Raw genomic sequence first — 25,050 nt, 5'->3', positions numbered from 1 at the left:
CAGGATGAAAATCATCGCTATCGAAACGGTGCAGCTTCCGCACCTCAACAACATAGTGTGGGTGCAGGTCCACACCAATGAGGGCGTTGTCGGACTTGGTGAGACTTTCCGTGGCGCAAATGCGGTCGCCGCCTATATCCACAGCGATATCGCACCGCTGCTCGTCGGCCAGAACCCGCTGGAGATCGACCGAATCTCGAAACTGCTGCTGGAGCCTTATGTCGGCTTTCGTTCGTCAGGTGTGGAAATCCGCGCCGCCTCGGCGATAGACATCGCGCTCTGGGATATTTTTGGCAAGGTGACCGGCCAGCCAATCCATCAGTTGCTCGGTGGCCTGTCTCGACAATCGATCCGCACCTACAATACCTGCGCGGGCTACACCTATAACAAAAGCGGCGCGCGCCGATATATCGGTGATGCCGATGAGGCAAAGGAAGGGCCCTACGAGGACCAGATGGCTTTTCATAGGGACGCAGGTGCACTTGCCGAAAGCCTTCTGTCGGAAGGCATCACGGCCATGAAAATCTGGCCCTTCGACCCGTTCGCTGTCGCATCCGGCGGAAACTTCATCCATGCCGGCGATCTCGACAAGGCGCTGGCACCGTTTCGCCAGATACGCGATGCGGTCGGCGAGCGGATGGAAATCATGGTCGAGTTCCACTCCATGTGGGACTTGACGTCGGCTCTGGCCATTGCGCGCGAACTGAAAGTCTTCCGACCGTTCTGGTCGGAAGACCCGATCAAGATGATGAACCCGCAGGCGCTGGCCGTTTACGCACGCCAGTCCGGCATTCCGGTCTGTGCCAGCGAAACCATGGCGACGCGTGCGCAATTTCTCGATGTCCTACGCGCCGATGCCTCCGATTATGTCATGCTCGACATTTCATGGTGCGGCGGGCTTTCGGAGGCGAAGAAGATCGCCACCATGGCCGAGGCATTTCAGCGCCCCATTGCGCCGCATGACTGCACTGGTCCAGTGGTGTTCGCGGCCTCCGTCCATCTGTCGCTCAATGCGCCCAACGCGATCTTTCAGGAATCTGTGCGGGCCTATTACACCTCATGGTATCGCGATCTGGTGACGGTGATGCCGCGCATAGAGAAGGGCATGATCTATCCGTTCGAAGGAGCGGGTCTTGGATTGGAGTTGTCTGATTTCGTACTCAGTCATCCCGATGTCATTCGGAGAAAGACGGGAGCTGAATGATGGGGCCGTTTCGCTGCATAGCCGATCTGCGCGGGCAACTGATGGAAAGTCCGGTCTGGGATGACCGCAGGGGAACACTTTTCGCCTGCGATATCTATGGGCGCCGCATATATGAAATCGACATTGACGCCGATAGGGGCGCGCTTCGTGAATGGTCCTTTACAAGCGAGGTAGCAAGCTTCGGATTGACAGAAAGCGGACGTCTCGTGGTGGCGCTTTCACGTCAGGTCATCCTGTTTGATCCTGAAACCGGCATCCGTGAACCGCTATGGACGGGGTACGATGAGCCGGGAACATCCCGACTCAATGACGGCAAGGTCGGTCCTGACGGTGCGTTCTGGATCGGCAGCATGGATGGCCGTCCTGAGCGGGAAGCCATCGCGCGACTCTACCGAGTAACATGGGACGGCGAGGCTTCTGTTAAGGCCGAGGGTTTTGAGATTTCTAATGGTCTCGCTTGGACGGCGGACGGCAGAACCATGTTCCATACGGATTCCCGCGGGCCGTGGATCGACCGTTATGACTTCGACCCGGAGACCGGTGAGATTAGTGGGCGCAAGCGCATTCGCGATCTCGATGAACTGAGCGGCAGGCCGGATGGCGGCGCCTGCGATGCTGAGGGTGCTTATTGGAGCGCGGGTGTATCCGCTGGCATTCTGAATCGCTTCGACCGCGAGGGTAATCTGCTTGAAAAGGTTCCGGTACCGGTTTCGGCTCCAACAATGCCCTGTTTTTGCGGACCAGACCTGACACTTCTGGCCATCACCTCGCATCGCCAGCTGCCGGAAGCGGCTCTGGAGACGGCCCCTCGGTCGGGCGGTGTGTTTCTGGCGCAGGCGTCTGTTGCCGGGGCCCCGGTGACCCGGATGAAGGGAGCGTAGTGTGCTCGCTGATCTCTCCATAAATATTTGTTTTGATTTAAATTTTTCCGAAGACGTGTTTCACGCCCTTTGGAATACGCTCTGATCGGGAAGGTAGGGAAATGACGAGAAAGACCTATGGTGATCTGCGCTCGGCGCGCTGGATGCTGCCCGATGATCAACGCTCGTTCGGCCATCGTTCGCGCACCATGCAGATGGGATATGATCCGGTCGACTGGGAAGGTCGTCCGATCATCGCCATCATAAACACCTGGTCCGAGGCCCAGCCTTGCCACATGCATTTCAAGGATCGGGTGGAATGGGTCAAGCGCGGCATCCTGCAGGCTGGCGGATTCCCGATGGAGTTGCCAGCATTGTCGCTGTCGGAAAACTTCGTGAAACCGACAACCATGCTCTATCGCAATCTGCTGGCGATGGAGACCGAGGAACTTCTGCGCTCGCATCCTGTCGATGGCGCGGTGCTTATGGGCGGTTGTGACAAGACCACGCCGGGTCTCGTCATGGGAGCCGTCAGTATGGGACTGCCGTTCATTTTCCTGCCCGCCGGACCAATGCTGCGCGGCAATTATGCCGGTAAATATCTGGGCTCCGGCACTGATGGCTTCAAATACTGGGACGAGCGCCGCGCAGGCACCATTTCCAAGGAGGAATGGCAGGGGATTGAAGGTGGCATCGCACGGTCCTACGGCCATTGCATGACCATGGGAACCGCATCGACCATGACCGCGATTGCCGAAGCCATGGGGCTGACGCTTCCCGGTGCATCATCGATCCCGGCTGCGGATGCCAATCATCAGCGCATGTCCACGCAGTGCGGTCGCCGCATTGTGGAAATGGTCTGGGAAGACCTGACGCCGGAAAAGATCATGACGCCCGCTGCAATAACCAATGCGGTCACTGTTGCGATGGCAACGGGATGTTCGACAAATGCCATCATTCATCTGATCGCGATGGCGCGCCGGGCAGACGTGCCACTGGAACTGGACGATCTGGATCGCATCGGACGCACGACGCCTGTGATCGCGAATATCAGGCCTTCCGGCACGACCTATCTGATGGAAGATTTCTACTATGCGGGAGGGTTGCGAGCGCTCATGAAGCAGCTTGGCGACAAACTCGATCCTTCGGCCGTGACCGTGACCGGCAAGCCGCTGACCGACGGTCTGGATGAGGCTCACATCTGGAACGATGACGTGATCCGCCCGCTTTCCAATCCGGTCTATCATGAAGGCTCGCTTGCGGTGCTGAAAGGCAATCTCTGCCCCGATGGCGCGGTGATAAAGCCTGCTGCCTGCGACCCCCGCTTTCACTGCCATAGTGGCCCGGCGCTAGTCGCGGACAGTTACCCCGACTTGAAAAAGATCATCGACGACCCCGATTATCCCATGACGCCGGATACGGTTCTGGTGCTGCGTAATGCCGGTCCGCAGGGCGGGCCGGGAATGCCGGAATGGGGCATGATCCCCATGCCGAAAGCGCTGTTGAAACTTGGGCTGCGCGATATGGTGCGGATTTCGGATGCGCGCATGTCGGGAACCAGTTTCGGTGCCTGTGTTCTGCATGTCGCGCCGGAATCCTTCATCGGGGGACCACTCGCCCTGCTGAAGACGGGCGACATCGTCGAACTCGACATTCCAGCCCGCAGCCTCAACATGCTGGTTTCGAACGAGGAACTGGCGGCACGGCGCGCAGCCTGGCAGACGCCACCACCCAAATATGAGCGCGGCTATGGCTTTGTCTTTTCCAAGCATGTCGAACAGGCCGACAAGGGCTGCGATTTCGACTTCCTGAAAACCGATTTCGGCCGTCCTGTCGACGAACCGGTCATCTATTGAGAGGCAGTTTCGATGTCAGATTATGTGCTTTCCGAGGAAACGCGGGCCAAGTTGAAGACGGTTTCGACGGCTTCCGTTGCGACGGCGCTTTACAAGCGTGGCCTGCGCAACCAGTTCATTCAGGGTGTGTTACCGGTGGCGCGCAAGCGCGAGAACATGGTCGGTCAGGCCTTCACGCTGCGCTACATCCCGGCGCGTGAGGACCGTAATCCCATCACGGTTTTTCGTAATCCGGACCACAAGCAGCGCGTTGCGATAGAGACTTGCCCACCCGGTTTCGTGCTGGTGATGGATGCGCGCAAGGATGCGCGTGCGGCGACTGCGGGGTCTATCCTCGTGACAAGGCTTGCCTTGCGCGGCGCGGCGGGCATTGTTTCTGACGGCGGATTTCGCGATGTCAGCGGGATCGGCGAGCTTGATATGCCTGCTTATTGCTCAAAGCCATCTGCGCCGACCAATCTCACGTTGCATGAGGCGGTGGATATCAATGTGCCGATAGCCTGCGGCGATGCGGCGGTGTTTCCGGGCGATGTGCTGGTTGGCGATGCTGACGGTGTCATGGTCATTCCGGCTGGTCTTGCGGATGAAATCGCAACCGAATGTATCAGTATGGAAACTTATGAGGATTTCGTGCTGGAAGAAGTGCTGAACGGCGCTACCATTGTCGGCCTCTATCCGTGCACGAAAGAAGAGACCGAGCGCAAGTTTGAGAACTGGCGCGAACAAAATGGCCGTTAGTGCATCCCGTAAAGTGTGAAACGGTTTCCGGATAAGAATCGCGACGAAACAAAAAAGGGAGGCGTTACGCCTCCCTTTTTCATACAGCTTTGTTGCCGTGTTTTAGTAGAGCACGTTCTTGGCTTCCGGCTGGTCGATATTGTCCTTGGTGACGACGACGGCGCCCGTATCGACAACCTTCTCGACCTTTTCCTTGTTCAGCACCTTCAACAGGGTTTCGATGCCCTTTTCGCCCATCTGGTAGGAACCCTGAACCACGATGGCATTGAGCGTGCCGTCCTTGACGAATTCCTGCAGGTCCTGATTGCCGTCGAAGCCGATGGCAGTCAGCTTGCCGGACTTGCCTGCCTGCTTGATCGCGCGGCCCATGCCGATGGCGGTCGGTTCATTGGCACCGAAGATGCCGACGAGGTCGCCATTGGCCGCCAGAACGTCGGTGGTCTGGTTGAGCGCCGTCGCCATCTGCGATTGCGAGTAGTAAGGACCGACGACTTTCAGCTTGGAATTGGCCTTGATGTAATCCACGAAGCCGCCGACGCGACCGATTTCCGAGCCAGCGCCCGCAACATAGGACATGACGGCGATCTTGCCGGTCGTGCCTGCCTTGTCGATCAGGGCCTTGGCAGCGGCTTCACCGGCCTTGCGGTTATCGGTGGCGAGGAATGACTGGTAGTATTTGTCGGCACCATCGGCGAGCTGCGAGTCAATGATGACGACCGGAATGCGGGCTTCCCACGCCTTCTTCACGGCAGGCGTCAGCGCATCCGGATCGGACGGGGCAAGAAGGATTGCATCCACTTTGCGGTTCACGGCATTTTCCACCATGTTCACCTGATCGGCTATGGCCGATTCAGCCGCCGGACCCTGGAAGGTCATGGTGTGATCCTTGGAATCCTTGATCGCAGCTTCGGCACCCTTCTGGACGTTCTGCCAGAAAGTCGAATTCACGGTCTTCACGATAACGGCGATTTCGCCCGCCGAAGCGCTTGCCGCTCCAGTAAGCACAAAGGCCGAAGCCATCAATGCAGAAACCAGTCTACGCATGTTTTCCTCCTGTTATCGAGCTCTTGGCTCTACCCTTTTCCGGAATGCCTGACACATTCCGTCTCCCCTCTCATCGACGGTTGCGCATCTGGTCGATCCATACTGTGACCAGAATGACGAGGCCGATGATGATCTGCTGTGTAAAAGCGGAAATGCCGTTCATGTTGAGGCCGTTCCGCAGGATTCCGATGACGAACGAGCCGATGAACGTGCCCGAAATCGTACCCACACCGCCAATGAGCGATGTGCCGCCGATGACCGCGCTCGCAATGGCGTCGAGCTCATAGGCGACACCTTCATTGGGCTGTGCGGTCACGAGGCGGGACATGAGAACGCAGCCCGTCAGACCAGCCAGTGTTCCCGATACGACATAAGTGAAGGCCGTTACGCGGGCGACATTGACGCCCGAAAGCCGCGCTGCTTCCGCATTCGATCCGATGGCATAGATGTGGCGGCCAAGCACGGTGCGGTTCAACACGAGCGCTGCCGCAATCGCAATCACGATCATCAGCACCACCGGGTAGGGGATGCCGGGGAAGGTGACGACCGGAAAGCCCTGTTCGTCAATGCTCTCGATGCGAAACAGTGAGCCGTTGCCCAGCACGCCGAAAGATTCGCCAAGGCCGGAGACGGCACGCGCACCGGTGATCTGAAGCGCGACACCGCGCGCGATCAGCATCATGCCGAGTGTGGCGATGAAGGGCGGCAGCTTGAGTTTTGTGATGACGACGCCGTTGATGAGACCGCAGAGCGATCCCGTCAATATACCGAGTAGCATGGCGAGGGGGATCGGCAGCGAAAGATCCTTGACCGCAAGTGCGGCCACAACACCGGCGAGTGCCAGAACCGAGCCGACCGAAAGATCGATGCCGCCGGTTATGATGACATAGGTTGCGCCGATGCCGAGAAACGCGATTGAGGTCACCTGCAAGGCGATGGTCATCGCATTGTTGACGGTCATGAAGGCGCTGCTGGTGACGGAAAAGATCGCCGCCAGAATGATAAGGCTGCCGACAGCCGCAAATTTCTGGATGATATCCTTCTGACGGTCGCTGAGCCCCTTGGATTTTACCGTCTGCTGGGGCTTGTCCGTAGTGATTTCGGCCATTACTGCGTCCTCATTTGTCCTGCCGGCCCCGACCGGAGGCATAGGTCATGATTTCTTCCTGCGATGTCGCGGCCGTGTTCAGGACGGCGGTGATGCGCCCCTCGTGAAAGACCGCCACACGGTCCGAAAGCCCCAGAATTTCCGGTAGCTCCGAGCTGATCAGCACAATGCCGATACCCCTTGCGGCCAATTCGTCCATGATCTGGTAGATCGCGAACTTTGCACCGACATCAATGCCTCGCGTCGGTTCATCGAAGAACATGATACGCGGTTCGCGGAACAGCCATTTGCCGATGATGATCTTCTGCTGATTGCCGCCCGAAAGCAGCCGAACAGGCTGGGCCAGTCCCGGCGTCTTGATATTGAGAAGATCGACATAACGCTGGCTAGCCTGTCGTTGCCGTTCGAAATCGATCACACCATATGAGCTGCTGACCGCTTCCATATTGGCGAGTGTGAGATTGGCATCGACCGGCATCTTGACCGCCAGTCCTTGCGCCTTGCGGTCTTCCGACAGATAGGCAATGCCTGCCTCGATGGCGTCGCGCGGGCTGGAGATGGAAAGCGTCTCGCCTTCAAGCACAATCGTTCCGGCATCGTGCGGATCGGCGCCGAAAATCGCCCGCGCTACTTCCGTGCGCCCTGCGCCCATCAGTCCGGCAAAGCCGAGGATTTCTCCGCGCCGGAGTTCAAAGCCGATATTCCCGAAGAGGCCGCTTCGCGTCAGTCCGCTGACGGAGAAAATCACTTCCTCCGTCGGCTTTCGGGTCGGTTCCGGAAACTTTTCATCAAGCGAACGCCCGACCATCCCGGCGACGATTTCATCGATGGTGACAGCGTCAAAGTCCTTGGTCCAGACATAGCGTCCGTCGCGCAGGATGGTGACGCGGTCGACGATCTCCGCCATTTCATCGAGACGGTGCGAAATATAGACGATGCCGGTGCCTTGCGCTTTCAGTTCGCGGATAACCTTGAACAGAAGCTGTGCTTCCTGTTCGGTCAGCGAGGAGGTCGGTTCGTCCATGATGAGGACAGAAGCATTGAGCGAGAGGGCCTTGGCGATTTCGACCATCTGGCATTGGGCGACGGACAGGTTCAGCACCTGTGCAGACGGGTCGATCTTGACGCCAAGCCGGTCGAGGCAGTGCTGCGCGTCCTGCTTCAGCTTGCGGCGATCGACGAAGAGGCCGCGTTTCGGCTCGCGAGCGAGATAGATGTTTTCGGCAACGCTCAGGTGTGGAACGAGGTTCAGTTCCTGATGGATGATGGCGATGCCCGCCGCTTCCGATTCAAGCGTGGAAGCAAAGCGGACAGTCTGATCGCGATAATGGATCGTCCCGCCATCCGGCTGATAGACGCCACTGACGATCTTCATCAGGGTCGATTTGCCCGCACCATTCTCGCCGCAGACGGCATGAACTTCGCCCGCCCACAATTCGAAGCTGACATTCGACAGGGCTTTGACGCCTGGAAATTCTTTGGAAACGGAATCCAGCTTGAGCAAGATAGGCGCGGTATCGGCGCGCGCAGTCGCTGACGGCAATCCTCCCATCGCGCTTCCTCCCTCGCGCAAAGTTTCGTCACCTATGAATGGAAGAAGTAGAAGCCTGCTGGTTTCTGGTCAAGCCAATTTTGCGCGAGCAGCAAAAAACCCGCTACATGGCGGACCGGCTCTCCAGAATTTCGGTTATTAAACTTAATTGGCCTGACCAGACGATGGTTTTGCGGTTTTACCTGCATCGTGAATCATTTACTGGAAAGAAGAGAAAAGGCAGCTTCTGCTGGCGAGAAGAGAGCACATAAGTACTGCAATTCCGACAGTATCGCAGTATTTTGTGTCGCGGCCTCTGGAAAGAGGGGCGGTTCCTTTCTATCATTATATTCCGATTATCTGATCCCGAGGGGCAGTTTTGTACTTTGAAATAATTACGGTCGTGCTGTTGACGATCCTCAATGGTGTTCTCGCCATGTCGGAACTCGCAGTGGTTTCCTCCCGCCCGGCGCGACTGAGGGTAATGGCCGACAAGGGCAGCCGCGGCGCCCGCATGGCCATCGAGCTTGCCGATAATCCCGGCCGTTTCCTGTCCACCGTCCAGATCGGCATCACGCTGGTCGGCATTCTGTCGGGTGCATTTTCCGGCGCGACGCTGGGTGCTCGTTTGTCAGGCTGGCTTCTCGGGCAAGGCTTGTCGCCAGCCCTTGCCGATGCTGTTGGCGTTGGTTCGGTGGTCGTGGTCATCACCTATCTGTCGCTGATCGTCGGTGAACTCGTGCCAAAGCAGATCGCGCTGCGTGAGCCGGAATCGGTTGCAAGCCGCGTGGCACCTACCATGACGCTATTGTCCAAGCTGGCGGCACCTTTGGTTTGGCTCCTCGATACGTCGGGCCGTTTAGTGCTGAAGCTGCTTGGCCAGTCGGGCAAGTCGAGCGACGGCGTGACCGACGAAGAGATCAAGTCCGTTCTCGCCGAAGCGCATAGCGCGGGCGTGATCGAGACGGAGGAATCCCGCATGATTGCAGGCGTTATGCGCCTTGCGGACCGGACGGCACGCGGGCTGATGACGCCGCGCATGGATGTCGAAATGGTCGATGTGGACGATAGTTTCGATGAAATTCGCCTGCAACTGCACAATACAAGCCGCTCGCGGCTTCCTGTGCGCGGCGAGGATTCCGATGAAGTGATCGGCGTCTTACAGGTGCGCGACTTCTTCAATCAGCTGTCCTCCAGGGGCAGTGTCAATCTGCGCGAGATCGTCCGTGATGTTCCGGTCGTGTCGGACTTTTCCGATGCGCTCGACGTGGTGGAAGCCATTCGCGGCACGCCAACGCATATGGTGCTCGTCTATGACGAGTATGGTCATTTTGAAGGTGTGATTACTGCGGGCGATGTGATGGAAGCGATCATCGGCGCCATGCAGGAGGACCATATCGAGGAAAAGGCTATCGTGCGCCGGGCGGATGGTTCTTATCTCGTCTCGGGCTGGATGCCGATTGACGAGTTCTCGGAGTTTTTGCGTTTCCCGATTGACGACGATGCGGAATACAACACCGTTGCCGGGCTGGCGCTTGAGGAACTGAAGCATCTGCCGGATGTGGGGGAAACCTTCGTCAAGAACGGATGGGTGTTCGAAATCGTTGACCTTGACGGACGCCGCATCGACAAGCTGTTGCTGACGGCGGAAGAACAGTCGACCGAGTAATTCCGGGATAGAGCATTCCCTGGTTTGTCCGAACTGTAGGGCAATGCTCTATCGGCCTGTTTTACAGTATCTGCTATCTCACCATCGTGTCCCGCCTGTGGCGCATGAGTATGGGTTCCTGCGCGTCCCTAACTATTGTTGAGCGCGCGCCTCAAGCGGCATGTCGATGGTATGCCTTGTCCGCCGAAGTGATCGTCTTGATTGAACTGCCGTACCATTGGCATTTTAGATTGTATGCATGTTATAGTTGTCAGTCGGGGGCAGGTTTGCTGTCATTCCTTTTTAATCAGGACACGAGGGGCGTCCCGATTGGAAAAAAGCTGAACGTGCTCTGGCCAGTGGTGGCGTTTAAATGGGGTCGAGAACTGAATATTGGCTTCAACTGGTCAGGTCTGCCTATAGCAGGCAGGACAGCCCGATAGCCGACAAGATACTTGCGGACCAGCTCAGGGAGATTTGCGACGGCGCGCGCTTTTCGATGCCTATCAGCACGATTCTGTCCGTGCTCATTTTGCTGGTCCAGATTGCTGCCGGGCATTTCTGGATGCCCATCATATGGTTCGCGCTGGTCAATATCATCAATGCGCTGCGCCTCATCGATGCGATAGCCTATTATAGAAGCCCGGCTGCGCCAGTTGAGAATATCGCGGTTCTGCAGCGCCAGCTCGCCCGCTTTCAGCTGTTTGGCGCTATGGCCGGTTTCGTCTGGGCCGGTGTCGCCATTCTTTCCCATGGGTTCTCTGATCCGCAATCGTCAGTCTATCTGGTCATTCTGGCCGGTATCTGCGCGGGCGCCGTCACCTACGGCTCGTCCTATGCCGCCGTTGCAATCAATTTCATAACGCCGCCGCTTGTCGTGACGGTGGTGTGTCTGGTCCTGCAAGCCGACCTGCAATATGGCGTGATTGCCGTTGCTGTTGTTCTGTTCTGGCTCGGGCTTACGCGTGGCGCACTCTTGGGGCAGAACCGCTTCATCCAGACCAGCAGGTTGAAACACGAAGCCAAGCAGTTGGCTGACGAAATGGCGCTCAAGTCGCAGGAGGACCCGTTGACGGGGCTCTTCAACCGGCGCGGCCTTGAAACCTCCATTCGCCTCTATCCTGTGAAAGACGGCCCGTTCATCGTCATGCTGATCGATCTCGACGGGTTCAAGTCCGTCAACGACACCTATGGTCACAAGGTGGGTGACGATCTCCTTGTCGCCATTGCGCAGCGTATCCGTCAGGTCTCGCCGGAGCGTTCCGTTCTGGCGCGTATTGGCGGTGATGAATTCGTACTCGCTTATCCCGAGCCCTCAGCCAAGATCGAGGCCGCATTGGTGGCCGCACGCATCATCGGCAGTTTGACCGCCCATTACGAGGGGATTCTGTCGGTGGAGATCGGCGCCTGTGTCGGCATCTGCCGGCTGGAGCGTCTCGATCCGGTCGAAATGTTGCTGCGCGCCGACTTCGCGCTTTATGCGGCCAAGAAACGCGGACGCAACGAATATTATTTTTTCGAGAAGCGTTTGCAGCACGAGTGGGAGCGCAAGCAAAGCATCGAGCGAGACCTGCGCATTGCAATCGAAACCGGGCAGGTGCAAACCTACTTTCAGCCGGTGGTGCAACTCTCCAGTGGGCGCATGGTTGGTTTTGAGGCATTGCTGCGCTGGGATCATCCGCAGCACGGCACAATTCCCCCGCCGGAAATTATCGATGTTGCGTGCGAAGTGGGTGTGGTGCGCCAGCTGACGAATAATGTGCTCTTCAATTGCTGCGAGATGATCGACAAGCTCACCGAAGGCGGGCGCAGCGATCTGACAGTTGCCATGAATCTTTCCCCTCGCGAACTGGCGGGGGGACGCATTCCACACGAAATCCTGTCCCAAATGGAAAAACGCGAACTTCCGATGTCCATGCTTGAAATCGAGATAACGGAGGAAGCTCCCTTCGATCAGCGCGGGATGAGTGACAGCCTCGGAGTGCTGTCGAGCGCTGGTGTCTCCATCGCACTTGACGATTTTGGTACCGGCTTTGCTACTTTCGCCTCCTTGAAGAAGGGCCTCATCACCAAGATCAAGATCGACAAGGTTTTCGTGCGTGGCATTGCCGAATCCGAAGGCGATCAGCATATCGTGCGCGCTATGGTCGAGCTGGGCGATGCTCTTGGCATCAAGGTCACTGCCGAAGGGATCGAGACCGAGGAAGATCGCGACATGCTTTGTAAACTCGGTTGCAATGCCGGGCAGGGCTTCCTGTTTTCACCGGCTCTGCCGGCGAGCATGGCTCTTGATGCCCTTGCCAAAGCGAGTGCCAGCTCACGGTTCGATCAGGCTGTCCGGTAGTTTGGGTGGATAATCCATCTCGATTTCGTCCTGACCGTAAATGGGGCTCTTCAGGTTGGGGCCGGTCAGGATGGGGCGGATCTTGTATTTTCCTGTAGTCAGCCCTTCGGGGAAGAACGGCGAATAGGCGTCGTCGTCGCCGACCGGGTGATAGATCACAAATTGCCCGCCGCGCTTCTGTACGGGATTATCGTCGAGCGTTTCGCTCTTTCCCGGCTCAAGGGTCTTGTTGAAGAGATCATAGAGCTTATGCGTGGTCTGCTGGCCGTCGGCAGATGTGAAAATCAGGTGCAATTCACCATAGCCGAGTTCCACGGCTTCGCGGCTTTCATTGGCCAGCGTCAGCGTGAACAGGTGCTTGTAATAATCCTGATCCTTGTCGACATCGCTGTAATCCGCGAGACCGAGCTGCAAGGATTGCGGTTTTTGCCCGTTTTCCGCCTGCCAGGCCGCAAGGTCATAGGCTTCTTTCAGGGATATCCAGCCCTCCAGCGGCCCGGTTTTGGCCAGATAGGCAATTTTCATCCAGCCATCGCCGGCAGAGACAAGCTTGCGTGCCTTGTCGCCCTTGGCCAGATAGGAGCTTGTGGCGCTTTGCCGGTCAGGATCGCTGTACAGGGCCAGCTTTTCTACAGGAACCTCCCAGCCCTGTTCCATTTCATCCGGTGCCAAAGGCATTTCAAGAACGCTGTTTCCCTGTGCGTCATAGGTGACCATGCGCATGGGTTTCATCAGGTAGGGCCAGCCAGACAACTGCTCTTCCGGGCGCGATTGTTCCACAAGCCGGACTTTTCCGTCGCGGTCGATCGACAGGATGTCGACGCGGTTATAATGCCCATCCAGACTACAGCTGCTTTTGATCAGCTTTCGTTCCGGGATGCGCTCGACATTCCACAGCTCGCCGCAATTCAGTTTTCCGCCAAGTTCGTCCTCGATAATCAGTGGGGAAAAGGCTTTGGCTTTTGGATCATAGAGATAAAGCGCGACGCCAACGTCGAGGCTTCCCGCTTCGCGGGCGCCCAAAGAAAAATCGGTGTAGCCATCGAAGTCATAGTCGCCGGTTTCGAAGCTGACAGGCCCGTCCAGTCCGTTGAGCCAATCGGAATCCAGCAAAACGAGTTTCGATCCATCGGGCTGGGTCAGAACATAACCCTCTTTGCGTCTTTCGATATGCGCGCTCACGCCCGGTTCTGGCAGAAGGCGAGGAAGATTTTCTTCCGCGAAAGCAAGGTTCATCAGGCCTGGCGATAGAAATGCCAGACAAATTCCGAGTGCCGCGAGGTGGAAAAATCGTCTCATTGCCATCTGCTTGTTTGATGTGGTCAGCTTTGCTTACACGAGACATGGCTGAAACGGGAGTTGTTCTTTCCTGTCATCCAAAGCTTGGTCGCAAACCGGATGAGATGTATGGTCCCAGCAACGAAGAACCAGCGGGAGACGCGATCGGTGGAGGAAACGTAATGAGCGATAAAAAACCTGACGGTCCGGTACTTTTGTCGGGCGGCAATCCCCAGATTGCAAAAGGGGAAGGGGATGCGCCGGTTCAGGCCTATATCGCTGCCATGCCGGGATGGAAAAGCGAAGCAGGTCGCCGCCTGGATGCTCTCATCGTGCGTACCGTTCCCGATGTGCATAAAGCGGTCAAATGGAATTCCCCCTTCTACGGAATGAAGGGAGAGGGGTGGTTCCTCAGCTATCATTGTTTCGACAAATATATAAAGGTTGCATTCTTTCGCGGCGCCAAGCTGAAGCCGATGCCGCCGGTTGAATCCAAGAGCCAGGATACGCGCTATTTCCACATTCATGAGCACGACGATGTGGATGAAGCCCAGCTGACGGACTGGATCAGACAGGCAAGCCAGCTGCCGGGTGAGAAAATGTAGGTTGGAGCGCAGATCGAAAGACGCTCTGGGAGGGGTTTCATGACAGATGATAATGACGCTTCAAAGCTTATTGACGGGCGGATTGTCGAGCTCGATGACTGGCGCGGCGAGACGCTCGCCCGAATGCGGGCGCTCATAAAGCAGGCCGATCCCGACGTGATCGAGGAATGGAAATGGCGTGGCGTGCCGGTATGGTCGCATGACGGCATCATCTGCACCGGCGAGGCTTACAAGAAGGTCGTGAAGCTGACTTTTGCCAATGGCGCAGCGCTGAACGATCCCACCCGCATCTTTAATTCCAGTCTTGAAGGCAATACGCGCCGCGCGCTGGACATAAGCGAAGGTGAAGAGGTCAACGAAGATGCCTTCATCGCACTCGTTCAAGCTGCTATAGCGCATAATACAGCCAAGCGGGCGCAGCGAAAAACCAAACGCAGCTGATTGCCCCCTAATTTCCAAGAATTTTTGTGAAATCCGTCGGTTTACGGCGGATTTTTTTTAATGCGCATTTCGATGCTCGGGTGCGTGTCTGTCGTGCAAAAGGCAGTCTCAAAGTTACGAGCACACGAAATCGCGAAGAAAAAACATGTATCTATGTCTATCTTTATTTCTTATAATTGATCATCTTGTAGAGTGTTTATTTTAGTAAATACTAATGAAAGTAACAATAATATCCATTTGATAAATTGTAATATTGTATAAGTATAGTCTCGATACAAAAATAATTGCCACTTGATCTAGGGCTTTTTTGTTGTGGCGGTAAAGAGGATATTCAGATGTGTATAGCCTGTAATCCGGGTATGGTGGCGTTTCTGCGGTCCACGGCCTCAAGGCGCGATTTTCTCAAATATCTCGGCGCTGCCGCCGCGACTTCGGCCTTTGCCTGTTCTTCGCCGGGCATGGCGTTCGCGCAGCAGGCTGCAGCACCCGCGGGCGATATCATCTTCAAGGGCGGGACAATCCTGACCATGAATGACAAGGCGCCGCGTGCCGAAGCGATTGCCATTCGCGGCAACAAGATATTGGCCGTCGGCAAGCTGGATGACGTGCAATCCGCCATCGGTTCTGGAGCGCAGGTGGTGGATCTTCAGGGCCGCACCCTGATGCCGGGCCTGATCGATCCGCATATGCATTTCGTGTTCACGGCATTCGAGGACTGGATCGATGTCAGCCCGATCACGACACCGGATTACGCGACCGTCTGGTCGAAGTTGCAGAAAGGCGTGGCGGATGCCAAGCCGGGGGAATGGGTGCGCGCACAGCAGTTCGATGCCAGCATCACCCGCGATGCCAAAATTCCGACGATTGCTGAACTGGATGCGCTTGCGCCCAACAATCCTTTCTTCATGCAGGAAAGCAACGGCCATATCGCCTATGCCAACAGTGCCGCCTTCAAGGCCGCCGGTATCACCCGCGAGACGCCTGACCCGTCCGGCGCGCGCTTTGTAAAGGATGCCGATGGCAGCCTGACCGGGCGCCTGGAAGAGATGGCGGCGCAACAGGAGTTTCTCGGCGTCATGCCGTCTCCGACTGCGGCGGATATGATCGGTCGCGTCCAGCGTTTTCTGGATCACGCAAGCTCCGTTGGCTGCACCATGCTGCACGATTGCGGCATCGGCATCATGGCCGGTGCGCAAGATCTCAAAATCCTCGATGCGGTTCTGGGCGAAGGCAAGGCCCCGGTGCGCTATCGCGGTATGCTCGTGTCAACGATCATGGATGAATGGGAAAAGGAGGGGATCAAGCCCGGTCGAGGCAACGATCTTTTCCGCGTTGATGGCATCAAGGCGTGGGCCGATGGTTCCAATCAGGCGCAGACAGGCTATCAGCGCGAGAACTATCTGGGCACCGATGCGCGCGGCGCCCTGAACTACAGCCTTGAGCAGGTAACGGAAGTGATCCGCCGGGCGCATGAAGGCGGCTGGCAGGTTGGCGTTCACGCCAATGGCGACGCGGCAATCGACATGGTACTGGATGCTTACGAGGCCGTTCTCGGAAAGTCCTCGAACAGCGATCTTCGCCATCGCATCGAACATTGCAGCGTTTTCCACCCGGAACAGATGGTACGTATGAAGGATATGGGGCTTTCGCCGTCCTTCCTGATCGGCCATGTGCGCTGGTGGGGCAAGGCGTTCCGCGACCGTCTTCTGGGGCCTGAGCGCGCCCGCTTCTATGATCCGTGTGCTTCCGCGCTGGCTGCGGGTCTCAAGATTTCGCTTCATTCCGACTGGAACGTGACACCGATCGAGCCTCTGAGCTATGTCGAAGATGCCGTCACCCGCGTGATGAACGAAGGTGGCGACGTCTTCTTCCCCGAAGAACGTATTCCGGTGGATGCAGCGCTGCGCGCCGTTACCATCGATGCGGCCTGGCAGTGTCATATGGAAGACCAGATTGGTTCGCTGGAAACCGGAAAGTTTGCAGACTTTGCCATTCTGGAAGAAGACCCGACTGCGCCGGATGTGAAGATCGGCAAGATCAAGGTCAGCGAAACCTGGATGGATGGCACCAGACGTTACACGGCCTGACCGGAAAAATCCGGCGACAGAATGAAAACTGTCGCCGGATTGATTTGGCTTCATAGAATATCGGCGGCGCGGTGATCTTTATCGACGCCGTCGATCAGAAACACCTCTCCTTCTGATCCTTGCCGGCGCCATTCGATAATCGCCTGATAGGCAGGCGAGGCATACCAGTTGCGTGCTGTTGCCAGATCGGGAAAAGCGATGACGATCAGATCGTCCGGTGACAAACCTTCCAGTTCGTCCTTAGGTCCGCCGTGGATGATGAAGTGTCCGTCGAACGGTGCGAGAGTTCCATCGATGGCTTTCAGATAATCGACAATTCCCTGATTAACCCGAACATTGCGAAGCTGCGCGATTGCATAAGCGGTCATTTGAGGTCTCCGTTCGATCAGAATGCGGTTTGAGGGATGCGGGCGGCGCGAACTTCGAGCCAGGTAAGCACAGTCACAGCCGCGGCCTGTCCAACGAGAAAAACCCAGCCGAACAGATTGGGTGCAATCATTCCTGCAACAGGCAGGAAAAGGCTGGCAACAACCCATGCGCCATTGCCAAGAATGACGAGGTTTACCGCCCATGCCGGAGGATTTGAGCTCCGCGACACCCATGCTATGAAGGCCGCCACTGGCAGCAGCAGTACGCCTGCCCAGTAAAGCAACGACGCTGGAATTCCAGTCAGTTCGCCCACCGGTGCTGAGGCAGTGACAAGCGCGGCACCCATCGCTGCGCAGGTAATGGCATCAATGGCGACGAGCGGTTTGAGGGCAAATATTGGGTGTGCGGTTTTCATCCTATCGACCTTTCAATTTGGCGTCCCGTTCTTCGGGCTGGCTGCATATTTGCCCTGTTGCGTTCTGGGGTCGATTACGTGAGAGGTAATTGTTGCTATGAATTTTGCGGCGCATTCCAGAATGCACCTACCAGCCATGATGGGCAGTCAAATCGTTCAAGGGATCCGACAAGCCTATGACCGAAACACAACAGACAGTCGGCTCGCTTCTCCGGGAATGGCGGCAGCGCCGCCGCTTCAGCCAGCTATCCTTGGCGGTCGAGGCCGAGATTTCGCAGCGTCATCTGAGTTTTCTTGAATCGGGGCGCTCGGTGCCGAGCCGCGACATGGTTCTGCGTCTGGTCGAACATCTGGACGTGCCGCTGCGGGCGCGCAACCGGATACTGGTTGCCGCCGGATATGCGCCCGTTCACAGCGAGCGAGGGTTGGAAGCGCCGGAATTTGCCGCCGCGCGAAGCGTGATTGAAGCCCTGCTGCACGGACACAACCCGCATCCGGCCCTTGCAATCGACAGGCATTGGACCCTGCTTCTGGCGAACAAGGCGGTAGGTGTTCTCACGGAGGGTGTGGCGGAATATCTTCTGCAGGGGGAGGTGAATGCGCTTCGCCTCAGCCTGCATCCGGAAGGACTGGCCCCGCGCATCCAGAATTTTCGGCAGTGGCGCAGCCATATTCTTGCGCGCCTTGCCCGCGATGCGGACAATTCAGCCGATCCGCGTCTGGCAGCGCTTCTCGATGAACTGAAGTCCTATCCGGTTCCCGCGCGCGCGGTGTCTTCGGGTGGGGGGACTGTCACTGATAATCCGGTGGCCATTCCGCTCAGGATCGACAGCCGTGAAGGCCCGCTGGAGTTTTTGAGCGCGACGACGGTATTCGGCACCGCCGTCGATATCACGCTGTCGGAAGTGGTCATCGAGACCTTCTTCCCCGCCAATGAGGAAACGGCAGCCGCCATGCGGCGGCTCACCGTCGAGTCGTAGTTTAAACAGCTCGCGTCAACCCGCCATCCACGCGCAGGTTCTGGCCGGTGATGTAGGCGGCGCCATCCGATGCGAGGAAGGCGATCGTCGCCGCGATTTCCTCGCTCTTGCCATAGCGCTGCAATGGAACGCTTGCTCGGCGCTCTTCCGTCTTCGGCAGGCTGTCGATCCAGCCTGGAAGAACATTGTTCATGCGAATATTGTCGGCAGCATAGGTGTCGGCGAAAATCTTGGTGAAAGAGGCGAGCCCTGCGCGGAACACCGCCGAGGTTGGGAACATGGCGCTCGGCTCGAATGCCCATGCGGTCGAGATATTGATGATGACACCAGACTTCTGCTTCTGCATCGTCGGCACGACGAGACGCGACGGGCGAACTGCATTCAGGAAATAAGTGTCCATTCCCTTGTGCCAGTCTTCATCGGTAATTTCGAGGATCGGCGCACGCGGGCCATGACCTGCGCTGTTTACCAGCACGTCGATACGGCCCCATTTTTCCAGAACAAGGTCTACGAGGCGCTTCAGATCATCATTCGACTGGTTTGATCCGGTGACGCCGAGGCCACCCAGCTCCTGTGCCAGCGCTTCGCCCTTGCCGGAGGATGAGAGGATTGCAACCTTGAAACCGTCCTGCGCAAGCCTGCGCGCGGCGGCTGCGCCCATGCCGCTTCCGCCCGCCGTTACAATCGCTACTTTTTCTACTGTCATGATGCGTTCCTTTTTCCGAAATGTTGCACCAGGTCGCAACTGTCGACAACCATTATTTGACGTTATAGCGGAGAGCCATTATCGTGACGAACGAAAACGCGTAACTTTAATCAATAGAAATTCTATCGAGTTTAACTCATGAAAAGGCTTCCCTCGCTCAATGGTCTACGTGTGTTTGAAGTCGTCACGCGACATCTGAATTTCCGGCTGGCAGCGGAAGAACTTGGCGTGACACAGGCAGCAGTGGCCCAGCAGATACGCGGGCTTGAGGCAGAGCTTGGACTGAAACTCTTTGAACGCCAACCCCGCACGCTGGTCATGACCGAACCGGCCCGTGCATACATTGCCAATGTGCGACGGGCTTTCGACCTGCTTTCGGAGGCGACCGAAATGCTGCGACCCGAGCCGCGGCACCTGACCATCAGCGTGACGCCGACCTTCGCATCGAAGTGGCTGATCCCGCGATTGGCGGAATTTACGCACGCACATCCCGATATAGAATTGCGCATTGTCGCCAGCGACAAGGTCGCCAATTTCCAGACCGATGCCGTCGATCTGGCGGTACGCTACGGCGCGCCGCCTTTCGGTCCTGGGCTGAACGCGGAGCTGCTTTTCGAGCACGTGATTGTCGCCGTGGCAAGCCCGGTGCTGGTCGAAAGGCTTGGTGATCCGGGGCTGCCGGAAAATCTAAAGCGCTATCCGCTGCTGCACGACGCGCATAATTTCTGGCCGCAATATTTGGAAAAGGCTTTTCCGGGCGGTGTGTCGACATCGCCGAAGAATGTCCGCTTTAACCAGACGTCACTTGCCATCGATGCGGCGATTGCCGGGCAGGGGTTGGCACTGGCAAGCCGTTTCTTCGTGGAAAAGGACGTTGCAGCGGGCAGCCTCGTCCAGCCAATGGCCACCGAGCTACGGGTGGGCGCGGATTTCTATGCGGTTTCCCTGCGAAAACCGCGTCATCCGGAATCGGTCGACGCAGTCAAAGCCTGGTTAAAAAGCGCATCCCGAAAAGTGTGAAACGGTTTTCGGACAGTGCGTGTCAGGTTGATGGCTCGGGCACTTCCAGCGGGGCTTTCTGGCTGCGGGTCGGTATGGTGATACAGACAAGGCAGATGACAACCAGAAGAACACCAAACCAGCCGAGGGCGGAAAGGCGTTCACCGACAATGACCACTGCGAAGAACGCGGCGACAACCGGTTCAAAAAGTGTGATCGTCGTCGCCACACTGGTTTCAACGCGGCCCAACCCGTAACCGAAGCAGACATAGCCGAGGAACATCGGCACGAAGGCCATGTATAGGCCGACAGCTGCATTGTTCCACGAGGCGAGGAACGGTCCGCCGGTTGCGAGCAGAACTGGCATCAACAAAAGACCGCCTATACCGAAAGTCGCGCCCATGGCGGTTGTCGATGATATGCCGCCCTGCATCAGCTGGCGCGCGCATGAGGAATAAAGCGCATAGGTGAAGCCCGCCACCAATCCGACCAAGGCTCCCATGAGTGTGGAGCCTTCTGCTGACGCGGCGTGGCCGCCGCCGTCCTCCGACATGCTGAGCAGCACCATGCCGACAATGCCGATGATCGCACCTGCCAGCCAGCGCAGCGAAGGGCGAAAGCCGCTTTGCCGATACTCAATCCCTGCCGAAAGAAGCGGGGCGGAACCGAGCGAAATGACCGTTCCGATGGTCACGCCAGCCATCCGCATGGAGCCATAGAAGGCGAGGGGATAGATCGCGACGCAGACGGCTCCCACCAACAGGACGCGCCATTGATCGGCGAGCGCCTTTCGTGAAGCGATCAGCCCGCGCCAGGCGATTGCCGCCTGCGCCAGTCCACCAAGTCCCATGGCAGCGGCGCCGATCGCCGCCGCGCCAACCTCGGGCGCAAAGGTTGCTGCGGTGCCTGTCGTGCCCCAGATGGTGGAAGCGACGATGATGGCGGTCACTCCCAGAAGATAGCTTTTTGATGATTGCATTTTACACTGGTTTCAAAATTGTCGTGATCATGGCCTTGGCCTCGCCAAGACGCGCACTATTGCCTTCAAGGCCAGCCCGCATGATTGCTCCTTCGAGAATGAAGGAGAGCTGCACGGCGAGCTGGCGGACCCGAGGTGGATCGTCCGGGATCAAGCCGGTGAGATGTGTCACAAGCAGGCCTTCGACTTCTTCCTTGTGTTTTCTCACCGCCTTGCGGCCCGGATCGCCAGCGGGCAGTTCTGCTGCCGCATTCAGCAGCCCGCAGCCGCGAAACCCGTGTTCGTAGGCAAATTCCGCGTGATCGCGATAAGCGTCGAATATGGCCAGTATCCCATCCATCGGGCTTGCTGCCTTTTCCAGGCGCTTGTCATAGAGGCCCAGCCATTCGGCATGGCGATGCTCCAGATAGGTGGCCACCAGCTCCGCCTTGGATGCGAAGTTGTTGTAGAGGCTCTGCTTTGCCACGCCCGCACGCTGGATGATCGCGTCGATCCCGGTCGCCGAAATGCCCGCATCGTAAAACAATTCCGCTGCCGCTTGCAGAAGCCGCTCGCGTGCCGGTTTTGAACTAGGTGTCGCGGGATCGCTCATTACATTTCGTCCGAATGATTAGGTAGACCAGTCTACCTAATTGATAGGTGGAGTCAATCGGGGGAGAAAAACTGTTTGGAAGCCTCACTGGAGGAGAAGTTCTGCGCCGGTTTTGGTTTTAACCCCTTGTCCCTTGGGAGAGATTCACGTATCCGCTCTATTAGGCAGATGGAACGGGAGGTCGTCCGGTGCCGCAGAGAATTTCCCCCCTGGCGCCTTTCCAATACAAAACATTTCGGGCGCTCTGGTCAGCTACATTGGTTTCCAACCTCGGCGGTCTGGTGCAGACGGTCGGTGCTGGCTGGATGATGGCAACCATCGCCCATTCGGACGATATGGTTGCACTGGTGCAGGCTTCGACAACTCTGCCCGTGATGATCTTTTCAGTTGCTGCAGGCGCCTTGGCCGATAATTTCGACCGCCGCTGCATCATGCTCACCGCGCAGGTTTTACTACTGATTGTTTCGGTTGCACTGGCGGTTTTTGCCTATCTTGGCATTCTCACACCATGGATGCTGCTCAGCTTCACATTCCTGATCGGCTGCGGCGGGGCCTTGCACAACCCGTCATGGCAGGCGTCGATGGGGGACATCGTGCCCCGTACCAATCTGCCCGCAGCTGTAGCGCTCAACAGCATGAGCTTCAATCTCATGCGCAGCATTGGTCCTGCCATCGGCGGCATCATCGTTGCGGCAGCGGGTGCTGCTTTTGCCTTCATTTTCAACGCGTTCAGCTATTGTGCGCTTATTCTGGCGCTATGGCAGTGGAAGCCGGAAACGGTCAAATCCACCCTGCCGCGCGAAACGCTGGGACCGGCCATGGTGGCAGGGCTGCGTTATGTCGCTATGTCGCCGAACCTGCTCAAGGTGATGTTCCGGGGGTTTCTGTTCGGTCTGTCCGCGATTGTCATTCTGGCGCTTTTGCCGCTCGTCGCGCGCGACCTCGTCGACGGAACAGCGCTCACCTACGGTATCATGCTGGGCTTTTTCGGGCTTGGCGCCATTGGCGGCGCCTTGCTCAGTGCCCGGCTTCGCGAACTGCTCGGCAATGAATGGTTGGTGCGCGGTGCTTTTGTGGCCTTTGCGATCAGTTGTGCCTTGCTGTCGATCAGTCGGAATATGTGGCTGAGCTGCATTTTCCTGCTGCCTGCGGGTGTTTCGTGGGTTTTGGCGCTGTCGCTGTTCAACGTCACCGTACAGCTTTCCACGCCGCGCTGGGTGGTGGGGCGTGCTCTGGCGCTCTATCAGACGGCGACTTTCGGCGGGATGGCGGCAGGTAGCTGGCTATGGGGCTCTGTCGCAGATGAATATGGCGTGCCAGGCGCGCTTCTGGCTGCTGCCGTGGTGCTGATGTTCGGCGCGCTGATCGGTCTGCTCCTGCCGCAGCCTGAATTTGAAGACCTCAATCTCGACCCGCTCAACCGTTTCAGCGAGCCGCAGCTTCGGCTGGATTTGCGTTCGCGCAGCGGTCCGATCATGATCATGGTCGACTACAAGATCGCACAGGAAGATGTTCCAGCCTTCCTTTCCGCCATGGCTTTGCGCCGCCGTATGCGTATCCGCGATGGTGCCCGGCAATGGGTGCTGCTGCGTGATCTGGAGAATCCGGAAACCTGGACGGAAAGCTATCACGTGCCAACTTGGGTCGAGTATGTCCGCCATAACCAGCGTCGCACCCAGGCCGATGCCGAAGTGTCGGAACGGCTCCTTTCTTTGCACAAAGGGGACAAGCCGCCGCTCGTCCATCGCATGATCGAAAGGCAGACTGTTCCGGTTCATGACGACATGCCGCTCAAGGCACATCTGGATCTGTCTTAGAGCACCGATCTGATTCAATCAGATCGGTGCTCTAAGATTTTCTTTCCAAAGCATAATCTTATCGATCCTCGTTTTGCTCCGTTCGGATTATGCTCCAAGCGCCGATTTCAAATTGAGGAAGTTCGGGATTTGCGTCCGTTCGGCGCTGAAGCGGCATTTTTTGGAGCAAAATCTGCTTATTTCGCATCAAATTTTGTGGCGACGAACGGGCGAAAACAAGGCGAAACAAAGGCTAGAAGCCCAGGCGCTCCCGCAACGCTTTTCGATAGGATCGCGAGACCGGCCACGACTGATCGATGCCACGCATCCTGACCAGCCATTTGTCGATGGTACTTCTGTCCAAGTCCGATACATGCAGCACGTTTATGAACGTCGTGCGGTGAATGCGAAAAAAGACGCTAGCGGGGAGAATGCCTGCCCATATGCCAAGCGGTCTGGAATCAAGAACGGAGGAACCATCGCCAAGCCATATCTCGCTGTAATTGCCAGCCGAGCGCACCCCGATGATTTCCTCCGGGGACACTCCGCGCATTACGCCGCGTTTGCTGACATAGATTACTGATGTCGGGTCGGGCTCTTCGTCTGACACCGCTTCCTCATCGGAGGTCGAATATTTCGCCTGTGCGATCAGGCACGCACATTGGAACATGGCCTTGATTTCCGCGCGCGACCAGTGTCTGGCTTCCACGGTCGTATCGAAACCGACGATCCCTCGCAGCCGACGCTGATGAAAAACCGGTATGCTGAGTATGCTTTGATTGCCCTGACGCAGGAATTCAGCCTGGATGGCGCGCGCGGTGCGCGGCAGCCCCCTGACATCGTGGACGGCGACGGCCTGTCCCTCGGTCAGATAACGGTGCAGCCAACCAATTAGCGTGGTTGGGGTTTCCTGAAGTTCGGAAATATAGGCGGTTGTATCGCCTTTGCACCATTCATGCGTGTTACAAAACCGCAGCAGATCAGGCGAATATTCGATCATCCAGGCGCGATCAGCCCGCGATGCATTGCCCACGAAGGCGAGAAACTCCGAAATCGCGTTCTCGAAGGGTTCTCGGAGCAGGTGCAGTGCGCAAACGTAGGGCCAGTCGAGTGCAGGTGCGTCCGAGCACTCCTTTTCAGAATAAATCCGGTAGGCCCCAACTGCGCTGTCCAAGCTGCCTCCCAAAATGTTGCGTTATCGAAATCGATAGTCCTTTAATAGTAAGACAGTATATTGAATATAGTTTTTCGCTATTTGCAATGGAAATCATGCTGCGGCTGCAACCATTGTGCCGGTTGATTTACCTATCAGAGTGAAGAAATATCTGGAATGGGGCGGCGTAATGGACATGAAACGGCCAAAAGCCCCGGAAAGCCTCGGTATGTGTGGTGATAGCATAATCATACCGAGGCTGCGCATTTGCCTGATTCCGCCGAAGCGGTGCGCTGGATCAGATTAGTGATCATTGC

23 protein-coding genes are annotated in these 25,050 nt (G+C 57.2%); 13 read left to right on the top strand and 10 right to left on the bottom strand.

What is annotated here, in order from left to right:
- Positions 1 to 4: 4 nt before the first annotated feature.
- The 4 genes from AAE521_RS11255 to AAE521_RS11240 all read left to right on the top strand — a co-directional run bounded on the left by AAE521_RS11255 (position 5) and on the right by AAE521_RS11240 (position 4,658).
- A complete protein-coding gene (locus AAE521_RS11255; protein WP_071630917.1) occupies positions 5 to 1,204 on the top strand; it encodes a mandelate racemase/muconate lactonizing enzyme family protein in 1,200 nt (399 codons plus the stop codon).
- Entirely contained in the window at positions 1,201 to 2,085 is an 885-nt protein-coding gene (locus AAE521_RS11250; protein ID WP_071630916.1) for an SMP-30/gluconolactonase/LRE family protein, read from the top strand. Before AAE521_RS11255 ends, AAE521_RS11250 begins: the two co-directional genes overlap by 4 nt.
- A 101-nt stretch (positions 2,086 to 2,186) precedes the next feature.
- Positions 2,187 to 3,920, top strand: a complete 1,734-nt coding sequence (gene araD, locus AAE521_RS11245) for an L-arabinonate dehydratase (protein WP_071630915.1) — start codon at positions 2,187 to 2,189, stop codon at positions 3,918 to 3,920.
- 12 nt (positions 3,921 to 3,932) lie between these two features.
- Positions 3,933 to 4,658, top strand: coding sequence for a ribonuclease activity regulator RraA (locus AAE521_RS11240; RefSeq protein ID WP_010658542.1), 726 nt, complete (start codon positions 3,933 to 3,935; stop codon positions 4,656 to 4,658).
- 102 nt (positions 4,659 to 4,760) lie between these two features.
- Here the strand turns inward: AAE521_RS11240 and AAE521_RS11235 are convergent, their stop codons facing one another.
- The 3 genes from AAE521_RS11235 to AAE521_RS11225 form a co-directional block, all read right to left on the bottom strand.
- A complete protein-coding gene (locus AAE521_RS11235) occupies positions 4,761 to 5,702 on the bottom strand; it encodes an ABC transporter substrate-binding protein (protein ID WP_071630914.1) in 942 nt (313 codons plus the stop codon).
- A 70-nt stretch (positions 5,703 to 5,772) separates the two neighbouring features.
- The gene (locus AAE521_RS11230; RefSeq protein WP_071630913.1) at positions 5,773 to 6,810 is read right to left on the bottom strand and encodes an ABC transporter permease; all 1,038 of its coding nucleotides are present in this window, start codon (positions 6,808 to 6,810) and stop codon (positions 5,773 to 5,775) included.
- A 10-nt stretch (positions 6,811 to 6,820) separates the two neighbouring features.
- Positions 6,821 to 8,362: a sugar ABC transporter ATP-binding protein gene (locus AAE521_RS11225; RefSeq protein ID WP_071630912.1), complete on the bottom strand. Its 1,542-nt coding sequence runs from the start codon at positions 8,360 to 8,362 to the stop codon at positions 6,821 to 6,823.
- Between the two features lie 38 nt (positions 8,363 to 8,400).
- On the opposite strand from AAE521_RS11225, the gene AAE521_RS11220 reads away from it, so the two are divergent.
- From AAE521_RS11220 to AAE521_RS11210, 3 genes are all read left to right on the top strand, one after another.
- Positions 8,401 to 8,613 carry a hypothetical protein gene (locus AAE521_RS11220; protein ID WP_342061348.1) on the top strand — a complete coding sequence of 71 codons (213 nt, stop codon included), beginning with the start codon at positions 8,401 to 8,403 and terminating at the stop codon, positions 8,611 to 8,613.
- 107 nt (positions 8,614 to 8,720) lie between these two features.
- Positions 8,721 to 10,010, top strand: a complete 1,290-nt coding sequence (locus AAE521_RS11215) for a hemolysin family protein (RefSeq protein ID WP_071630911.1) — start codon at positions 8,721 to 8,723, stop codon at positions 10,008 to 10,010.
- Positions 10,011 to 10,362: 352 nt separating this feature from the next.
- Positions 10,363 to 12,333, top strand: coding sequence for a putative bifunctional diguanylate cyclase/phosphodiesterase (locus AAE521_RS11210; RefSeq protein ID WP_342061347.1), 1,971 nt, complete (start codon positions 10,363 to 10,365; stop codon positions 12,331 to 12,333).
- Here AAE521_RS11210 and AAE521_RS11205 read toward each other — a convergent pair.
- Positions 12,307 to 13,632 (bottom strand): hypothetical protein, encoded by a 1,326-nt coding sequence (locus tag AAE521_RS11205; RefSeq protein ID WP_342061346.1) that lies wholly within the window; start codon positions 13,630 to 13,632, stop codon positions 12,307 to 12,309. The genes AAE521_RS11210 and AAE521_RS11205 overlap by 27 nt on opposite strands.
- Positions 13,633 to 13,793: 161 nt before the next feature.
- On the opposite strand from AAE521_RS11205, the gene AAE521_RS11200 reads away from it, so the two are divergent.
- The 3 genes from AAE521_RS11200 to AAE521_RS11190 all read left to right on the top strand — a co-directional run bounded on the left by AAE521_RS11200 (position 13,794) and on the right by AAE521_RS11190 (position 16,744).
- A complete protein-coding gene (locus AAE521_RS11200; protein WP_342061345.1) occupies positions 13,794 to 14,216 on the top strand; it encodes a DUF1801 domain-containing protein in 423 nt (140 codons plus the stop codon).
- Between the two features lie 39 nt (positions 14,217 to 14,255).
- Positions 14,256 to 14,657: a DUF1801 domain-containing protein gene (locus AAE521_RS11195; protein WP_071630908.1), complete on the top strand. Its 402-nt coding sequence runs from the start codon at positions 14,256 to 14,258 to the stop codon at positions 14,655 to 14,657.
- 335 nt (positions 14,658 to 14,992) lie between these two features.
- Positions 14,993 to 16,744 carry an amidohydrolase gene (locus AAE521_RS11190; RefSeq protein WP_342061344.1) on the top strand — a complete coding sequence of 584 codons (1,752 nt, stop codon included), beginning with the start codon at positions 14,993 to 14,995 and terminating at the stop codon, positions 16,742 to 16,744.
- Between the two features lie 50 nt (positions 16,745 to 16,794).
- Here AAE521_RS11190 and AAE521_RS11185 read toward each other — a convergent pair whose 3' ends face one another.
- Positions 16,795 to 17,112, bottom strand: a complete 318-nt coding sequence (locus AAE521_RS11185) for a DUF1330 domain-containing protein (protein WP_071630907.1) — start codon at positions 17,110 to 17,112, stop codon at positions 16,795 to 16,797.
- Positions 17,113 to 17,129: 17 nt separating this feature from the next.
- Entirely contained in the window at positions 17,130 to 17,528 is a 399-nt protein-coding gene (locus AAE521_RS11180) for a hypothetical protein (protein ID WP_342061343.1), read from the bottom strand.
- A 176-nt stretch (positions 17,529 to 17,704) separates the two neighbouring features.
- On the opposite strand from AAE521_RS11180, the gene AAE521_RS11175 reads away from it, so the two are divergent.
- Positions 17,705 to 18,508, top strand: coding sequence for a helix-turn-helix domain-containing protein (locus AAE521_RS11175; protein ID WP_071630905.1), 804 nt, complete (start codon positions 17,705 to 17,707; stop codon positions 18,506 to 18,508).
- A 1-nt stretch (position 18,509) separates the two neighbouring features.
- Here the strand turns inward: AAE521_RS11175 and AAE521_RS11170 are convergent, their stop codons facing one another.
- Positions 18,510 to 19,214, bottom strand: a complete 705-nt coding sequence (locus AAE521_RS11170; RefSeq protein WP_012092789.1) for an SDR family oxidoreductase — start codon at positions 19,212 to 19,214, stop codon at positions 18,510 to 18,512.
- 138 nt (positions 19,215 to 19,352) lie between these two features.
- Here AAE521_RS11170 and AAE521_RS11165 point away from each other — a divergent pair, with 138 nt between their 5' ends.
- The gene (locus AAE521_RS11165) at positions 19,353 to 20,234 is read left to right on the top strand and encodes a LysR substrate-binding domain-containing protein (protein ID WP_342061342.1); all 882 of its coding nucleotides are present in this window, start codon (positions 19,353 to 19,355) and stop codon (positions 20,232 to 20,234) included.
- 22 nt (positions 20,235 to 20,256) lie between these two features.
- On the opposite strand, the gene AAE521_RS11160 is transcribed toward AAE521_RS11165, so the two are convergent.
- Together AAE521_RS11160 and AAE521_RS11155 are read right to left on the bottom strand one after the other, a co-directional pair.
- Complete coding sequence (locus tag AAE521_RS11160; RefSeq protein WP_071630903.1) at positions 20,257 to 21,192, bottom strand: DMT family transporter; 936 nt, start codon at positions 21,190 to 21,192, stop codon at positions 20,257 to 20,259.
- A gap of 1 nt (position 21,193) precedes the next feature.
- Complete coding sequence (locus AAE521_RS11155) at positions 21,194 to 21,784, bottom strand: TetR/AcrR family transcriptional regulator (RefSeq protein ID WP_071630902.1); 591 nt, start codon at positions 21,782 to 21,784, stop codon at positions 21,194 to 21,196.
- A 188-nt stretch (positions 21,785 to 21,972) separates the two neighbouring features.
- Here AAE521_RS11155 and AAE521_RS11150 point away from each other — a divergent pair, with 188 nt between their 5' ends.
- Positions 21,973 to 23,601 (top strand): MFS transporter, encoded by a 1,629-nt coding sequence (locus AAE521_RS11150; RefSeq protein WP_342061341.1) that lies wholly within the window; start codon positions 21,973 to 21,975, stop codon positions 23,599 to 23,601.
- Positions 23,602 to 23,833: 232 nt separating this feature from the next.
- On the opposite strand, the gene AAE521_RS11140 is transcribed toward AAE521_RS11150, so the two are convergent.
- On the bottom strand, positions 23,834 to 24,754 hold the full coding sequence (locus AAE521_RS11140) for a LytTR family transcriptional regulator DNA-binding domain-containing protein (protein WP_010658560.1): 921 nt from the start codon (positions 24,752 to 24,754) through the stop codon (positions 23,834 to 23,836).
- Between the last annotated feature and the right edge of the window lie 296 nt (positions 24,755 to 25,050).

It is taken from the genome of Brucella cytisi (assembly GCF_038433355.1).
In the GTDB taxonomy this organism is placed as follows: Bacteria; Pseudomonadota; Alphaproteobacteria; order Rhizobiales; family Rhizobiaceae; genus Brucella; species Brucella cytisi.
This window is presented reverse-complemented; position numbering and strand designations above follow the sequence as displayed.

Excerpts from the sequence above, each read along its gene's own strand:
- AAE521_RS11180 (WP_342061343.1), bottom strand. The coding sequence starts at position 17,528 with ATGAAAACCGCACACCCAATATTTGCCCTCAAACCGCTCGTCGCCATT.
- AAE521_RS11225 (WP_071630912.1), bottom strand. The coding sequence starts at position 8,362 with ATGGGAGGATTGCCGTCAGCGACTGCGCGCGCCGATACCGCGCCTATC.
- AAE521_RS11160 (WP_071630903.1), bottom strand. The coding sequence starts at position 21,192 with ATGCAATCATCAAAAAGCTATCTTCTGGGAGTGACCGCCATCATCGTC.
- AAE521_RS11155 (WP_071630902.1), bottom strand. The coding sequence starts at position 21,784 with ATGAGCGATCCCGCGACACCTAGTTCAAAACCGGCACGCGAGCGGCTT.
- araD (WP_071630915.1), top strand. The coding sequence starts at position 2,187 with ATGACGAGAAAGACCTATGGTGATCTGCGCTCGGCGCGCTGGATGCTG.
- AAE521_RS11210 (WP_342061347.1), top strand. The coding sequence starts at position 10,363 with ATGGGGTCGAGAACTGAATATTGGCTTCAACTGGTCAGGTCTGCCTAT.
- AAE521_RS11255 (WP_071630917.1), top strand. The coding sequence starts at position 5 with ATGAAAATCATCGCTATCGAAACGGTGCAGCTTCCGCACCTCAACAAC.
- AAE521_RS11170 (WP_012092789.1), bottom strand. The coding sequence starts at position 19,214 with ATGACAGTAGAAAAAGTAGCGATTGTAACGGCGGGCGGAAGCGGCATG.
- AAE521_RS11165 (WP_342061342.1), top strand. The coding sequence starts at position 19,353 with ATGAAAAGGCTTCCCTCGCTCAATGGTCTACGTGTGTTTGAAGTCGTC.
- AAE521_RS11185 (WP_071630907.1), bottom strand. The coding sequence starts at position 17,112 with ATGACCGCTTATGCAATCGCGCAGCTTCGCAATGTTCGGGTTAATCAG.
- AAE521_RS11230 (WP_071630913.1), bottom strand. The coding sequence starts at position 6,810 with ATGGCCGAAATCACTACGGACAAGCCCCAGCAGACGGTAAAATCCAAG.
- AAE521_RS11175 (WP_071630905.1), top strand. The coding sequence starts at position 17,705 with ATGACCGAAACACAACAGACAGTCGGCTCGCTTCTCCGGGAATGGCGG.
- AAE521_RS11240 (WP_010658542.1), top strand. The coding sequence starts at position 3,933 with ATGTCAGATTATGTGCTTTCCGAGGAAACGCGGGCCAAGTTGAAGACG.
- AAE521_RS11195 (WP_071630908.1), top strand. The coding sequence starts at position 14,256 with ATGACAGATGATAATGACGCTTCAAAGCTTATTGACGGGCGGATTGTC.
- AAE521_RS11190 (WP_342061344.1), top strand. The coding sequence starts at position 14,993 with ATGTGTATAGCCTGTAATCCGGGTATGGTGGCGTTTCTGCGGTCCACG.
- AAE521_RS11250 (WP_071630916.1), top strand. The coding sequence starts at position 1,201 with ATGATGGGGCCGTTTCGCTGCATAGCCGATCTGCGCGGGCAACTGATG.
- AAE521_RS11235 (WP_071630914.1), bottom strand. The coding sequence starts at position 5,702 with ATGCGTAGACTGGTTTCTGCATTGATGGCTTCGGCCTTTGTGCTTACT.
- AAE521_RS11205 (WP_342061346.1), bottom strand. The coding sequence starts at position 13,632 with ATGAGACGATTTTTCCACCTCGCGGCACTCGGAATTTGTCTGGCATTT.
- AAE521_RS11220 (WP_342061348.1), top strand. The coding sequence starts at position 8,401 with ATGGAAGAAGTAGAAGCCTGCTGGTTTCTGGTCAAGCCAATTTTGCGC.
- AAE521_RS11200 (WP_342061345.1), top strand. The coding sequence starts at position 13,794 with ATGAGCGATAAAAAACCTGACGGTCCGGTACTTTTGTCGGGCGGCAAT.